General features: G+C 53.9%; 11 protein-coding genes. 7 read left to right on the forward strand and 4 right to left on the reverse strand.

Annotated elements, in window-relative coordinates:
• Positions 1-136: 136 nt before the first annotated feature.
• The 3 genes from NYE26_RS09325 to NYE26_RS09335 form a co-directional block, all read right to left on the reverse strand.
• Positions 137-1,090 carry an ROK family protein gene (locus tag NYE26_RS09325; protein WP_339255288.1) on the reverse strand — a complete coding sequence of 318 codons (954 nt, stop codon included), beginning with the start codon at positions 1,088-1,090 and terminating at the stop codon, positions 137-139.
• On the reverse strand, positions 1,080-2,906 hold the full coding sequence (locus NYE26_RS09330) for a class I mannose-6-phosphate isomerase (protein WP_339255290.1): 1,827 nt from the start codon (positions 2,904-2,906) through the stop codon (positions 1,080-1,082). The genes NYE26_RS09325 and NYE26_RS09330 overlap by 11 nt, the downstream gene beginning before the upstream one ends.
• A 108-nt stretch (positions 2,907-3,014) precedes the next feature.
• Positions 3,015-3,914: an AraC family transcriptional regulator gene (locus NYE26_RS09335; protein ID WP_339255291.1), complete on the reverse strand. Its 900-nt coding sequence runs from the start codon at positions 3,912-3,914 to the stop codon at positions 3,015-3,017.
• A gap of 81 nt (positions 3,915-3,995) precedes the next feature.
• Between NYE26_RS09335 and NYE26_RS09340 the strand changes: the two genes are divergently transcribed.
• The 7 genes from NYE26_RS09340 (at position 3,996) to NYE26_RS09370 (ending at position 14,856) form a co-directional block, all read left to right on the forward strand.
• On the forward strand, positions 3,996-5,528 hold the full coding sequence (locus tag NYE26_RS09340) for a response regulator (protein WP_339255293.1): 1,533 nt from the start codon (positions 3,996-3,998) through the stop codon (positions 5,526-5,528).
• A 156-nt stretch (positions 5,529-5,684) separates the two neighbouring features.
• A complete protein-coding gene (locus NYE26_RS09345; protein ID WP_339255295.1) occupies positions 5,685-7,382 on the forward strand; it encodes an extracellular solute-binding protein in 1,698 nt (565 codons plus the stop codon).
• Entirely contained in the window at positions 7,379-8,269 is an 891-nt protein-coding gene (locus tag NYE26_RS09350; RefSeq protein ID WP_036725300.1) for an ABC transporter permease subunit, read from the forward strand. Before NYE26_RS09345 ends, NYE26_RS09350 begins: the two co-directional genes overlap by 4 nt.
• Positions 8,270-8,284: 15 nt before the next feature.
• Positions 8,285-9,166, forward strand: a complete 882-nt coding sequence (locus tag NYE26_RS09355) for a carbohydrate ABC transporter permease (RefSeq protein ID WP_339255298.1) — start codon at positions 8,285-8,287, stop codon at positions 9,164-9,166.
• 124 nt (positions 9,167-9,290) lie between these two features.
• Complete coding sequence (locus tag NYE26_RS09360) at positions 9,291-11,015, forward strand: sensor histidine kinase (protein WP_339255300.1); 1,725 nt, start codon at positions 9,291-9,293, stop codon at positions 11,013-11,015.
• A 215-nt stretch (positions 11,016-11,230) separates the two neighbouring features.
• Positions 11,231-14,314: a PAS domain S-box protein gene (locus NYE26_RS09365; RefSeq protein ID WP_339255302.1), complete on the forward strand. Its 3,084-nt coding sequence runs from the start codon at positions 11,231-11,233 to the stop codon at positions 14,312-14,314.
• 146 nt (positions 14,315-14,460) lie between these two features.
• A complete protein-coding gene (locus NYE26_RS09370; protein WP_036725293.1) occupies positions 14,461-14,856 on the forward strand; it encodes a NusG domain II-containing protein in 396 nt (131 codons plus the stop codon).
• Here NYE26_RS09370 and NYE26_RS09375 read toward each other — a convergent pair whose 3' ends face one another.
• Complete coding sequence (locus NYE26_RS09375) at positions 14,857-15,714, reverse strand: TIGR03943 family protein (protein WP_339255303.1); 858 nt, start codon at positions 15,712-15,714, stop codon at positions 14,857-14,859. It lies immediately after the preceding gene.
• Between the last annotated feature and the right edge of the window lie 23 nt (positions 15,715-15,737).

Genomic DNA, 15,737 nt, shown 5'->3' on the forward strand with positions numbered 1-15,737 from the left:
TGATCCTAAGCTGGACGGTTGCAACGACGAAGCGCACGGCGAAGCTAGCCGCGAAGCACACGGCAAAAGCACATGGTCAAGCTTGCGGCGAAGCTCGCCTCGAAGCTCATGACGAAGCACATGACGAACCCCTCGCCTATCCCTCACTGAACATCCGGGCAATGCCCCGGAAGGTATACGCGAGTACATGCTCCGCCGTGCGGACCGTCAAGGCGGGGGAGGAAGACCTGTGCAAGCGGTTCAGCAAGGCAGGCTCGAATAGGTCATGGCTTCGGGAGATTTGCCCGCCCAGCATGATGAAGTCCGGCCGGTAACCGTCCACGTAAGGCTGGAGCAGCTCCCCGAGCCGGGCTCCGAATTCGGCGAATACCCCGCGCGCGGCAGCATTCCCCTCTCTGGCTTCATGGGCAAGCTCCTTCACATCCATGTTCGCTCCCGGAAGCCCAGCCTCCCCAATCCCCGCTTCACGGGCCAGCTTCAGGATGCCTCTCCTGGAGAACCAATCATCCGCCCTGCCGTCAAGATAAGGCTGGTCATACAGCCAGCCGTTCGGCGGGATGCCCGGCCCTGATTCCATGATCCGGGAGTTGTCGATGAAGGCGGAACCGAGGCCGGTTCCTAGCGTCAAGGCCATGAACCGCTTACGCGGGAATTCGGCGCTGACTCCCAGCGCAAACAGGCGGGCGTCATTCTCGAAGCGGATATCCATGTCCGGCAGCGTGCCGGCCTCCCGGGAGCTGCCAGCGTGCCAGCGTGCGCGTAAGGCTTGGCCCAGATTCAGCCCGTAGATCGCCTCGAATTTGCCAAGCCCCCGGATCAGACAGACGCCCTGCCTGTAATCGAACGGGCCGGGAAAAGCCATCCCGATATGATAGCGGCAGTCCGTTACAGCGTCCCGGTACCTATGCTGATACAGGTTGTACTGGGCCTGAAAGATAGACATGAAATGGTCAAGGATCGTTTCCCGGTCCCGGTCAGCCAGGGCGGGGAATTCCATGTCACTGCCTTGCAGCGGAAGGCCGTCCTCCAGCACGCAGGTCTTAATAAAGGTTCCGCCCACATCCAGCGCAAGTACGATATCACGGCTCAAGGAGACTCACATCCCATGCTGCGGAGACACCGGCCTTGATCAGCTTGCAGGGGCCGGAACCGGTATTGAGAATGTTGTATTTCCCAAGTACAGCCGGGAGAATATACGATTCCGCATAATGCAGCTCCACAAACACCGCCTCGTCCTCAGCAGACACAATCCGCACTGCCTCTCCTTCAACGAGGTTATACATGGTCATTTCGCCGCGCGTATCGTCTTTCCAGGTATCCTTCAGATGAACACGGTGGACATAGAACAGCAGATCACTGCGCTGTCCCAGTACATACTCTTCATTCTCTCCTTGCTGCTGCAGGAGCACCGGCGAAGGCATGAGCTGATCTTCAACCCGGGCGGTCTTCTGCGTGAAGTCAATATTATCGAAGGCGAAGTCGATATTGATCGGCCGGGGTTTGCCGTCCAGGTCCTTGCGCAGGAAATCATAGATTTTGAAGGTGAACCACCAGGTGGTAGAGGAGATCTCCAGCACCAGATTGTCTTTGCCTGCGGAATGAACGGTTCCGGGCGGGATCAGGAACAGCTCGCCCTTCCGGGACTCATAACGGTTGACATAATCGGTCAGCGGCAGCGGGATGCCTGTCTCCTGAGCCTTCTGCACCTCATGGCGGAACTGCTCAGGTAGGCAGTCTTCAGTCAGTCCCAGATAGACCCCGGAATCTCCCTGCTGCTCCATAATGTAATAGGATTCCTGCTGGGCCATGAATTCATTGAACCGGCTGCGGATGTAATCCTGCGTGGGGTGGACCTGGCAGGACAGATTGTCTCCGTCCATCGTGTCCAGATAGTTGAAGCGGATCGGGAAATAATCGCCGAATAAGCCGGTCAGACGTTCCCCCAGAATCGCTGGATGCTCCTGCTGCATGACCAGCAGAAACGGAATTTCCATCTCTTTGCCTTCATACCCTACAAGGATGGAATTCTCCGGGGCAATCGGCTCGAAGCTCCAGGCGCAGTTCACCCAATCCTCCGGCAGATCGGCCAGCTGTTTGAGGAATTGCCCGCCCCATACCCCCGGTGCATAAAAAGGCTTCACCCGCAGCGGCGACCCGGCAATATCCGAGATCATCCGGCGCAGGGACGGCACGGCAGTCATGACTGGCTGCTTCGGCTGATTCAGGTCGATGTAGTAGTCCATTTGATCCAGGATTTGTTTGCGGTAGGTTTCGAGAATGGGCCATTCCACGAACAGGGCGATTTTATATTTCTCCACCGCATCCCGGTTCCAGTTGAGGCCGAAACTCAGCAGCTCCTGCCGGTGGCCGGCCTGCTGGTATTCACGCGAGACATCCAGATAGAAGGAAAGATCGAACCGCCCCTCTCCAAGCCAGTACGCCCCCGGGCCAAACACAATACAGAATGCGGCCGAATCCGCGCCCGCTTCCGCTTCATCCAGCCTGCGGGCGGCGTCTTCCCTGGCCCCGGCCCGGAAATAATCCTCTATACTACCATCAGTGAAATAGCCGAAGGCACGGTTATCCGTAATATTGGCGGCAAAAAATTCCCGCAGCTCTTCGCCTGACTTGAGATAGCTGGCCGAGCCGATGAGGGACACGGAATGACCCGCTTGCTCAAGCGCTTCCACTACTCGCTGCAGAACGGTTTGAAACGGGGCGCCGTGGGTTCCGTCAAAAGCAACATACAGCTTGCCGCTTCCCTTCACGCTGGCGAGCTGAAGCAGGGTAGCGGCAATCGCTGAATAGCCTTCCCGGAGCACTGCGGGAGGAGCAGCCAAGGGAATGTCCTCCTGAGGAACAGGAATGGGGCTGCGTACAAGGTTGACCGGTCGTTTAACAAACATGGGGAACTCACTCCTTCTAAGGGTCTACAACCATTGTAAGGAGTCCTTGCGGGATTATCTTTGAATACGGCGTCTGATTTTTTGTACAATCCGGACATTTGGTGTTGATTAGCTCAGGTTCTGTCTTCCGTCTGCAAACTGCGATCTGCGGAACCGGGCGGGGGAGACACCAAGCTGCTTGGTGAATACGCGGGTGAAATAGTGCACAGACTCGAAGCCGCAGCGCTCGGCGATCTCTTTGATAGGGTAGTCGGTGTGCAGCAGCAAATCCTTGGCTTGTTGGATTCTTCGTTCCTGAATATAATGGACGAAAGTCTGGCCTAGGCATGCCTGGAAGATCCTCGACAGATGGCGTGGAGAGATATCCAGTTCCAGGGCCACTTGGGCCATGTGCAGCGGGGAGGACAGATTGTCGCGGATATAGCGCTTGGCCCGTTCCAAATGGCGGTGTTCCCCGCTGTCCTCCTTCATTGCCCCGGCCTGCAGATGGGGTTCGGGGGAGAACGCCTGCGGGAACGAATGCAGCAGAGCAAGCGCCAGATGATTCATCGGCAGCCTGGACACCCCCGCTTCGCTCTCGGCCAGGCTGAAGAGGGTCCGCCAGATTCGGGCAGAGAGTGCGGCAGCTTCATGCGGGGCTATGGCCTGCCTTCCGGCGGCGAGTTCCTGAAACGGCTTGCGGCCGTCCGCAGAGCTTAAGGCTTCGTCAATTTCGAAGGCGATGAAGAACAGGACCAGCCCCTGCTCACTGCGGATCTGATGCCAGATGCCCGGACGCGAGCAGAACAGGGTTCCCGGCTCCAGGGGGAAGAGCGCATCGTCATCCTGGTAGGAGCCGGTGCCTTGCTGAACATAACAGACTTCAAAAAAAGAATGGCGGTGCAGGGAATTATTATAATGATTCGGCATGAAGCCCCAGTAATGAATATGAAATGAGGTTTGTCCGTCCCCGATATTTGAGATATGCTGATTCAAAAGTGCATTGGCTTTGCGGTACGCCAGGCGCATGGCGGGACCTCCTCATGGTGTAGGCTTCAATGAAATGATAACGTTTGCTTATGATTCTATCAGACATCAGGAGGGAACTCTATGTTTACCATATTGATCGTGGATGATGAGAAAATTGAACGGGACGGCATCCGGGGGCTGATCGCTGACATGAACTACGAGCTGCGGGTTGCCGAAGCGGAGAACGGGGAGAAGGCGCTGGAGTATCTTCGTCTGAACCCGGTGGACATCCTGCTGACGGATATCAAAATGCCCTTCATGGGCGGTCTGGAGCTGGCGGAGCAGGCAAGCCTGGCGCAGCCCTCCCTGGAAATTATTATCTACAGTGCTTACGGGGAATTTGACTATGCCCGCCGGGCGCTCTATACCAATGCTTCCAGCTATCTGCTGAAGCCGATTGATATTGAGGAGTTCACCGGGGTGATGTCAGGCGTGATACAGAAATGCGCGGATAAGGCCACCCAGCAGCGCCGCACTGCCGAGATGATGCAGGGGTATCAAAAGGGCCTGGAGTATGAGAGGGAGAAGTGGCTGACAGATGTGCTGAACGGGGTTCAGGTGATCGCGGATGATGCCGCTCTGCCGTTCGGAGGGCAGCCGGCCGCTCTGCTGCTGATTGATTTCAAGGAGCGTTTCTTTGACCGCAGCTACGAGGCATTTGAACAAGCGGCAGAGCAGCTTACAGCCGGTGAATATGAGCTGCTGAACCTGAATGAATATCAAAGTGTGCTTATGGTCCCTTGCCCAGGCAGCGGCGGACAGAAGAGGATCAGGGAGATGAGTGAAGCGCTGGCGGAGCGGATCGCGGAACGCTTTTACCGGTATTGCTGCATCGTATACAGCCCCGTGATCTCCGATTGGCAGGAGGTTTCGGCGTGTTATGAGCAGATGGAGCAGACGCTGGACTACAAATTCTTTTTTGAGGATACGGTGGTGCTGTTTGCCGGGGATGATCTGGCGGGCCGTGTCCCGGAGCTTGTCAGCACCGAGACGCTGATGGCGGATATCAACCAGTTCATTACCCATGGGGAATATGCAGACGCAGCCAAAAGCATTGAGCTTCTGTTCAGCCACTTGAGCCGGAACGGCGGCTCTTCTGCAATCTATGTCAAGTATCTCTGTTCGGACCTGGTGCGGAATGCGTTTGAACAATCAGCCCACAGGCAGAAGGCGGATTTCCAGCAAACGGTAGAGCGTATCTTCAAAAGCGATTCGATTCTCGGGGTGAAGCAAGTGCTGCTGCAGGCGCTCTCGGAAATAGAACCGGACAACGGCGCTCCTGATGAGAGCAAACGCCATATTGTCCAGCAGGTCATCCGGATTGTGGAGAAGGATTTCAGGGAGGATATCAGTCTGGAGGTCATCGCCGGGCGCGTATCGCTTAATCCCAGCTACCTGAGCCATTTGTTCAAGAAAGAAACCGGGCAGAGCCTGATCAAATTCATTACTCAGCAGCGTCTGGAACGGGCAAGGCATTTACTGGACAGCACCAATATGAAAATCGTCGATATCGCTGAACATGCCGGCTACTGGAGCTCCTCCTACTTCTGCCAGACCTTTAAAAAATATTACGGCATCAGTCCGCAGAAATATCGTGAAATACTGGACGAATAATAGTACGAATTATTGGAGAGCACCTGCGGGTGCTTTTTACTTCCAAATTAATTGACGCGTATCCAAAGAATTTGGGATTTCGCTCCCTTCCAGGCTAATTTACAATTTACCTGTAAGCATGAAAGCGTTTTATAACAAAGTTTGGGAGGGGCATCTATGAGATTGAAGAAAATTCGTGTTATGGCCTTGCTGCTGTCCATGGTAATGGTGCTGGGAGTGCTGGCGGCTTGCGGCAGCAGTCCAAAGGAAGAGAAGGTTGCTGCGCCCGCCGGCAGTGAGTCCACGAATGCCGGAGGCAATGAACCATCCGCCACCGCCAAGGAGGACGATGGACCCTTCAGCAAATATGAAGAACCTGTTACCGTGTCTCTGGGGAGACAGGGCGTATCTGGGAATAACCTGCCGGCAGGAGATACGCTGGAGAATAACAAGTATCTGAAATATGTCGAGGACCGCCTGAACGTAAAGGTGAAATACGATTTCTCGGTGGAGGACCAGGATGCGTATAACCAGAAGGTTACCCTGGCGATCTCGAGCAATTCCCTGCCGGACATTCTGGTGGTGGATGAGCAGCAGTTCAAGAGAATGGCCAAAGCGGGTATGCTGGCCGATCTGACCGAATTATACGATCAATATGCCTCGCCGCTGATTAAAGATTATTACAATTCCTACACAGGAGACCGGGTGCTGAACACCGGAAGAATCGACGGCAAGCTGATGGCGCTGCCCAATACCAACATCGACGGCAATTATCAGCTCCTGTGGATACGCCAGGACTGGCTGAACAAGCTGAAGCTTGAGACGCCCCGTACCATGGATGAAGTTAAGACTGTGATTAAGGCGTTCAAAGAGCAGGACCCTGATGGTAACGGGAAAGCGGATACCGTTGGTCTGCTTGGCGATAAAAGTGTGGTCGCAGACGGCGGCTTCTTCACCTTCGATCCGGTCTTCAATGCCAATCATGCCTATCCGAAGAATTGGTTCAAGGATGAGGGAGGAAACATCATCTACGGCTCCACGACTCCAGAGACCAAGCAGGCGCTCTCTGAGCTGAGAGAGATGTATGCGGACGGGTTGATTGACAAAGAGTTCTTGACCCGGAAATACGAGGATAATGCCGGGCTGGTATCAGGCGGACGTGCCGGTATCCTGTTTGCCCCCTGGTTCGGAGGCTGGGCGTTGTCTGATGCGGTGAAGGCCAACCCGGAAGCGGATTGGGTGCCGCTGGCTGTGCCGCTGGACGGGGACGGCAAACGGAATATCGTACCATCCACTCCATCGGGAACCTTCATGGTGGTGAACAAGAAGGCGGAGCACCCCGAAGCTGCCTTGAAAATGCTCAGCGTGGAGTATGAAGGCATCCGCCTGATTGATCCGGCATCGCAGGAGCTGTATAAGGATCTGGGTGTAGGCTGGCTCAATTATCCGATTAATGTGCAGCTGGATTATCAGGATTCCCTGGCACGCGATGTTCCAATCTATGAGAAGGTGATTAAGGATAAGAATCTGGACGGTCTGCCGGCCCGCATCCTGCCAAGAGTCAAGGCGGTCTTGAAGAATAATGAGAATCCGAAACAGGATATTCCCGCTTATGCCGATTCACTAGCCTTCTATACTGCCGCCTCCATCACCGGAGCGAAAGAAATTGTGAAGGTGGAGCCTGTGTTCTACGGCAAGACGGAAGCGATGCTTAAAAAGGGAGCCAATCTGGAAAAACTCGAAAACGAGACCTTTTTGAAAATCATTACCGGCACTTCTCCCCTTGAAGAATTCGACAAGTTCGTGGAGACCTGGAAGAGCATCGGAGGGGAAGAAATCACCAAAGAGGTGGCCGAGGCAGTTGAGTCACCATGAGAAGCAGAGCTTCTATCTGGAATTACCACCTGATGCTGCTCCCCGGCATATTGCTGCTCATAGCATTCAGTGTAGTTCCGATGTTCGGAATCGTGATTGCCTTTCAGGACTTTCAGCCTACGCTGGGCATCTTCCACTCGGAATGGGTGGGCTGGGAGAATTTTGAGTATATGTTCAGCCTGCCGGACAGCAGGCTGATTCTCGGAAACACCCTGAGCATTGCACTGATGAAAATCATTGCCGGATTGACCGTTCCCTTTGTATTTGCACTGCTGTTCCATGAAGTAGCGAATATTAAATTCAAGCGTACCATCCAAACGATTGTGTACCTGCCCCATTTCATGTCCTGGGTCATTCTCTCAGGGGTGCTGATTAACCTGCTCAGTCTGGACGGCATTATCAATCAGATGATCCAGTGGTTCGGCGGCGATCCGATTATGTTCCTTCAGAGCAATCACTGGTTCCGCTTTGTGATCGTATCGAGCGATGTATGGAAGGAATTCGGCTTCAATACGATCATCTATATCGCTGCCCTGACTTCCATTAACACCAATCTGTATGAAGCAGCCGCCATTGACGGAGCAAACCGGTTCCAGCGGTTAACCAATATTACGATTCCGGGTCTGATGACCACGGTGATTCTGCTGGCGACCTTAAGCCTCGGCAATGTGCTGAATGCGGGCTTCGAGCAGATTCTCAACCTGTATAATCCGATTGTCTATGAGTCGGGGGATATCATTGATACTTATGTATACCGTTCAGGATTGCTTGAAATCCAGTATGGACTGGCAACAGCGGTAGGCCTGCTCAAATCGGTCGTAAGCTTTGTGCTGATTGCCGCTTCCTATGGTCTGGCTGCCCGGTTTGCCAACTACCGTATTTTCTGACAGAGGTGATTTGCTGTGATCCGTGGAACCAGCCGGACTGTTGATATTGTGATTTATTGTATTCTAACCGTGATTGCTTTTCTCTCCTTGGCCCCCGTACTGAATACCTTGGCTATTTCGTTCAGCGGCAAGGTGGCGGCCATGTCGGGTCAGGTCTTCTTCTGGCCGGTTGACTTCAATCTGGAAGCCTATAAGTCGGTCATCAGTGACCGGAGCTTCTTCACTTCCTTTGGCGTATCTGTGAAAAGAGTGCTGCTCGGAGGAGCCATCAACCTGCTGGTTACGGTGCTGATGGCCTATCCTTTATCGAAATCGAACAAACATTTTCCGGGCAGAAATATCTATATGTGGTTCGTTATCTTCTGTATGCTGTTCAACGGCGGGCTGATCCCGTGGTATATGACGATCAATACGTACGGGCTGCTCGATTCCATCTGGGCGCTTGTGCTGCCTACCTCCGTTCCGGTATTTAATGTGATTCTGCTCATGAACTTCTTCAAAGGTGTTCCGAAGGAGCTGGAGGAGGCTGCCGGGATGGATGGGGCGGGGGCGTGGAGAACGCTGGTGACGATTTATCTCCCTATCTCCCTGCCCTCACTCGCAACAGTCACCCTGTTCTCGGTCGTCGGCCACTGGAATGCGTTTTTTGACGGGATGATCCTGATGAACCACAAGGAGAACTGGCCGCTGCAAACGTATATCCAGCAATTGATTATCAGCGTGAATTCGATCATGAACACCACCGATCCGGAAGAGATCAAGCGTCTGTCGAATATGTCGAGCCAGCTGCTCAATGCGGCCAAGGTGATGGTCTCGATGATTCCGATTATGCTGATCTATCCGTTTCTGCAGCGGTATTTCGTCAGCGGAATCGTGCTCGGTGCCGTCAAAGAGTAAGCGTAAACTGCATGTAAGCGGGTGTCCCGTAAGCCGGAAACGGCTGGGGACACCCCTTTGTTGTTTCGGGGCAGGGCTCATGCGGCGGGCCGCCGCTTTTACAGATTGTTATTTGCCGGGGGCAATGCTACGTTATAAGAACAAGAGGCTTAAGACAGGAGGGGTAGATCTGGAGCGCCCAGGCCGGTTCATCAGGAATTTAAGAATTAAGCATAAGCTGTTTGTCTCTTATTTACTCGTTATCATTATTCCGCTCAGTGTGCTTGGCTGGTATTCGTATGATCAATCCAGGAGTCTGCTCGTTCAGCAGGCCCGGCTGACCTTAACCGACAATGTGTCGGAGATCGCCGCCAATCTGGATTATAAATTCGGCAAGCTCAATGCCGCGTTGGACTCGTTCACCTTTAACTCCAGTGTAGTGTCCGTCTTCAACAATGATTACTCGGACAATTATTATTATATGTACAATGATCTGAACACCATCGTGGAGCCGCTGTTCAATACGCTTCTGTTCCTGAACGAAGAGATCCGCCAGCTGACGGTGTATACAGGGAACAACATCACGGAACGGAAGAATACAATTCTGCCGATTAGCACCGTATCCGGGAAGCCCTGGTATGAAGCGGCGATGGCCAGCGGCCAGACGCATTGGATCAAGGAGGGTACGGCCTTGTCCGCAGTGCGGAGAATGGTGGGCGGCTCGGGAACGCAGTATGACAACCTGATCTACTTAGGCTTTGACAGCAAGGATATGTTTGCGGGTCTGACCAATGTGGTCTCCGGTGAGTACGGCGTCCTGGTCGAGAATGGAGCGGGAGAGCCTGTGTATGACTATCACAACGGGCTGCCGTCCTTTGAATCGGCTAAGGCAGCGGAAGAGCGCGCGAGCGATTTCATCGTCATCTCCCAGACGCTGGGCGTGACGGGCTGGAAGCTTGTCTTTTATATGCCCAAGAACTCGATCGGTGTCGATGCCAAGACGATTCTCCGCGCCACCATGCTCACGGTTGGGATTTGCCTGCTGATTCTGGTGCCTGCGGTCTGGCTGTTGTCGAATGCATTCGTGAGAAGGATCTACCGTCTGAACCGCACGATGAAAAGGGTGACCCGTGGGGACCTGCATGTGGATATTGTGGTCGATTCCAATGACGAGATCGGCGAGCTGACCTCGCGGTTCAAGGATATGCTGCAAAGTCTGAATGAGCTGTTCAATGAAGTCTACCGCAGCAAGGTTGTGCAGAAGGACGCGGAGCTGAAAGCGCTTCAGGCCCAGATCAATCCGCATTTCCTCTATAACTCCCTGTCGCTGATCAACTGGAAGGCTATAAGCATTAAAGCGTATGACATCAGTAAAATCACCACAACCCTCTCCAAATTTTACCGGACGACCCTGAACAGGGGGCAGGATGTCATCAGCGTTCATGATGAACTGGAGAATACGAAATCTTATATTGATCTGCAGCTGATTATGCATGACCACAGCTTCGATGTAGTCTACGAGGTGGACCCGGAGGTGCTGGGCTATCACATGATTAAGCTGATTATGCAGCCTATTGTTGAGAATGCGATTGAGCACGGCGTGGACAACAAGCGGGAGGGGCGCGGCAGAATCAGCCTGCGGGCTTGCTTCGAGGAAGATACGATTGTGTTTGGCATTGAAGACAACGGTCCGGGAATGACTCAGGAGACGATGGATACGGTATTAAGCAGGCAATCCAAATCGTATGGACTGTTCAACGCCCAGGAGAGAATCCGGATTTATTTTGGCGAGGCGTACGGGATCACGATCCACAGCGAAATCGGTCAGGGCACAACAGTGGTGGTGAGAATTCCCAGAAGGGCCAAGTAACGAATTCAGGAGACTGGACTAACCTATAACCACCGCCTTGATGTCATGAAAGTGACCAGGGCGGTTTTTTTTGTATGTTGATATGCACGTTTCCAGCGGCAAGCTTGCCCTGTGTATCTTCATTAGCGGGACTTTAGGTCTGGAGCATAATTTCCGAAAAAAAGGTATAATGTTACTAAATTATGTCCCCCATTTTCTCAGAGGAGGCTCTAGCTTTGTCCGACACTCTATTTAAGCACTTGTACTTGCGGTCCTCAATAGGATATGCGGCAGTAGCCATTACGGATGGTACTATGCTCATGGCCAACCCTGCGCTTTGCGGGATGTTTGGATACACCGAGACCGAACTCAAGGAGCTGCGTTACCAGGATATCGTCTTTCCGGATGAAGGGTATACCCTGGATCACGGGCAGATTATGAATGCTTTAATAAACAGTCCTGATATGGCTGTAGATACCGACAAGCGGTTCGTACATAAGAATGGTGAGATGCTCTGGGTTGCCCTGCATCTTTTTCTGATCATTGATGAACAGACTGGAAGTCCCTCCCATTTGGTTGCGGAGATGACGGATATTACCGCGCGCAAGCTGGCGGAGAAGAAGATAGAGGAGGATCGCCAGCTCTTCGAGCTGATTACGGAGCACACCCCGGACATGATCTCATTCGCCGATCCCGACGGAACGCTGCGCTACGTCTCCCCGTCAGTCGAAACGCTGCTCGGCTACCCGGCAAGTGACATGATCGGCCGCAACAAAACGGATTATTACCATGAAGCGGATGCGCTGGAAATGACCGGGCCGGGCAAGCTCTACTCTGACAGTGACACCTTTACACGCAGGGTCAGGCATAAGGACGGCCATTATCTTTGGACCCAGAGCTCCTTCCAGGTGGTGCGGAATCGTGAAGGCGAAGTGCGGCAGATCCTGACGATTGCCCATGACATCACCGAGCGGAAGAAGGTTGAAGATATGCTGGCTGCTGCGCAGGAGTTAGGACAAATGGGCTCCTGGGAGTGGAATTCCGTATATGATCAGCTGATCGTCTCCAGCCAGCTGATGGCTATCTTTGAATTAGGCGGCAATTGCGGAAATCATACCGTGGTTCATTATACTCAGCTGTTTGACTGTGTAGTGCCGGAGGACCTGGACAGATTGCGCGAAGAGCTGCATTATACGCTGAAGTCCGGGGCTAAGGGCGAGGCGATTTTCAGAGTGAAGGGCAGCGAGGAACGTAAGTCTCTCTATGCGCACTGGGAGGTGATCCTGGATGCAACCGGTAAGGTTCAGCTGATCCGCGGTATGGTGCAGGATGTGACCGAGCGCCAGCGGATGGAGGAGCAGCTCCGTGAGAGTGAGAACCGGTACAAGTCGCTTTTCGAATACAACCCGTCTGCCATCAGTGCCATGGATCTGCAGGGGTACATACAGTCGATGAATGCCAGTCTGGAGCAGCTGACAGGATACAGCAGGGAGACCCTGATGCATTCCAGTTACTGTGAGATTATTGAAGAGGATGAGCTGGAGCATGTGAATATGCGGTTTCTGGCGGCAGCCGGCGGCATGGCCCAGACCTTCGACACCCGGGTGATCCGTCATGACGGGGAGAGGGTGGAGGTAGGGATGATTTATGTCCCTATGCTGATTGATCATGAGGTCGTCGGTGTATTCGCCATTACCAGTGATATTACAGAGCCTAAGCGGTATCTGGAGCAGATTGAGAAGCTTAGCTACGAGCATGCGCTGATCCTGAACTCAGTGTCTGAGGGGATTTTTGGCATGAATCTGGAGGGGGAGACTGTATTTATCAACCCCGCTGCGTCGGTCATGCTCGGATATAACCCGGGTGAGCTGGCCGGCAATATCAAGCTGCATACGATAGCGCAGACCTGGATGGACGGCGAGCTGTATCCCGGAGGACACCGGACGCTGGCGGAGCTGCTGAAGACCAACCTCTCTTATGAGCAGGAGCAGGAAGGGATCTTCTGGCGTCAGGATGGCTCCAGCTTCCTGGTCAAATACCGGATGACGGCATTATATGATAACGGAGAGCATAAGGGGGCGGTGGTGGTCTTCCGGGATATCACCGAGGAGAAGGCTGTGGAGCGTGCCAAGGAATCTGCGGAGAAGGCTGACCGGGCCAAGTCGGAGTTCCTGGCGATTATGAGCCACGAGCTGCGTACGCCGATGAATGGAATTATCGGGATGGCCGATCTCCTGTCGGGAACAGAGCTTACGGAGGAACAGCAATATTACACCCAAATTATCAATAAAAGCGGTGCCGCGCTGGTACATATTCTCAACGAGGTGCTGGATTTCAGCAAAATTGAATCCGGCATGATGACGCTGGATCTGCAGCCGGTCGATATCCGGCAGGTCGTTCAGAACGTCTGTGAGCTATTCTATCCGCGTATCCAGGAGAAAGGGCTGGTTCTGCGCAGCCATATTGAGCCCGATCTTCCGGCTGTTGTCATCACCGACGAAACCAGGCTGAGGCAGGTGCTGGTGAACCTCGTCGGCAATGCGGTCAAGTTCACGGAAGAAGGCGAGGTCAGCGTCTGCGTGAAGCTGGAGGCTGCCGGGGAGCCAGGCTCGCTGATTCTGAGGTTCTCGGTAACCGATACCGGTATAGGCATTCCGCAGGGCAGCCAGAACCTGTTATTCCAGTCCTTTTCCCAGCTGGACCCATCGATCAACCGCAAGTACGGCGGGACGGGACTGGGTCTGGCGATCAGCAAGAAGCTGGTGGAGCTGCTGGATGGCGCCATCGGTGTGAACAGCGTCGAAGGAGAAGGCTCGGAGTTCTACTTCACCATCGGCGTGATGTATTCGGTGGAGGAGCAGGGCCAAGCGCTGCTGGCAGGAGTTGCTGCCACTCAGGAGTATAAGGGTGGTGTTTTCAATCTGGATTATCCCGAGGGTCAATACGGGCCGTTGTCCATTCTTATCGCGGAGGATCATCCGGTGAATCAGCAGATCCTGCAGACTTTTCTCAAAAAGCGCGGCTACACCTCTGACCTGGCAGTGAACGGGGAGCAGGCGGTAGAAGCTGTACGGTCCCGGCATTATGATCTGGTGTTCATGGATATTCAGATGCCGGGCATGGACGGGATTGAAGCCACCCGGCAGATCCGCGAGGCGCTGGGGCTGTCCCCGGTGATTATTGCCGCCACTGCCTTTGCACGTAAGGAAGATAAAGAGATGTGCCTCCGGGCAGGAATGCAGGACTTTATTCCCAAGCCGATCCGTGGAGATGAGCTGGACAGAGTGCTGAGGGAATGGTCCGGCAGCATCCGCAGATAGTTCTGTAATGTGAAAAGCCGGATAACCGGCAGGCAAAGCAAGCGCTATTCACGTTGACAGCTTTCCCTTGTCTGCATTATTATTATATAAATCGTAAATATTACGAATAAATAATGGCAAGCGAAAGGGTCAATAGAGTGAAAACGATGAAGCGCGGAGATTTCCTGCTGATTCTCATTGTATTGCTGGCCGCCGGTTCCATCTACGGCTACAAGTGGTTCTCTAACCACAATCATCCGTATAAGCAGGGGGAGCTGGAGGCCGTAATCACCGTGAACGGCAAAGCCTACAAGACTGTACAGCTGACCAAGGAAGAGCAGATTATTGATATCCGCACCCGATATGGTCATAACACGCTGAAGGTATACGATTATGGTATTCAGATGACCTATTCGGATGCTCCGCTGACCATTGCGCTGGACATGGGATTCATCTCCCGGCCGAAGCAGCAGATTATCTGCATTCCGGCCCGTCTCCTGGTGGAAATCTCGAACCCGGAGTCTTCGCTGGAGGATGACGATGCGCTGGACGCGGTCATCTAGTCATGGCTGCAGCGCTTTCCATGCCGCTGCGGCATCGGCATTCGTGTACACATAAGGTGTGGACGGTGCTGCCACTGCTGTTATACTCTGCGGAGCGATCTGCAGAGTCTCCACTCCCTCATGGAGCGTCACATGAAGCTTGCCCCGAACCTCAATCCAGGTATCGGCGGGCAGGCTTATTTGTGTACCCGGTGCAAGAAGAATGCCGAAGGGGGTGGCATCTGCCGTACAGCATTGGACCAGGAAGCGGCTGACTGCGTAGCCGGATCGACCGGACCCCTGCGGCTCACGGTACAGGAAGCCGGATACAGAGATTTCCTTACCCTCGAACTGTGATTTGTACAGATTAAGGGCACCCAGCGTTTCCGAGAAAATCTCAGGGAATACAGGGATGACGGGCTGCCTGTAGAGCTGTCCTGCCAGCTCTGCAAATTCGGCCTCATAGGGGTTGGCCGCTGTGAAGCTAGCACCGGTGCCAGACTCAACGGCAGTGTAAGACAGGGCAAGGCCCTTCTTGGCCGCTGCGGCACTGCCGAGTGCCCGGTCGGGCAGCAGGAAGCCTAGCAACAACGGGAGCAGGAACAGGCTGTACAGCGCAGAGCTGCCCAGGAGTGAGCGGGGCAGGCGGTGCTCGCAGTCACAGAGGGCGGAGCTTCGGCCAAGCACAGCTTGGAGCCCGAGGCTGAGCGCCATCAGGGAGAGCGGAACCGGGCATAACCGGATCCAGCGGGCCAGCTTAGGAGCAACATAATAATGGAGGGCGTCCTGCTGGACCAGATGTCCGATATAGAGGGCGAAGGCGAGCAGAATAACCGCCCTGAGTACATAGTGAAACCGGATGCTTCCGGAGCTATTCATGCAGATCCTCCTTCAGATATTCG

Source organism: Paenibacillus sp. FSL P2-0136, assembly GCF_037975325.1.
GTDB lineage: Bacteria > Bacillota > Bacilli > Paenibacillales > Paenibacillaceae > Paenibacillus_AQ > Paenibacillus_AQ silagei.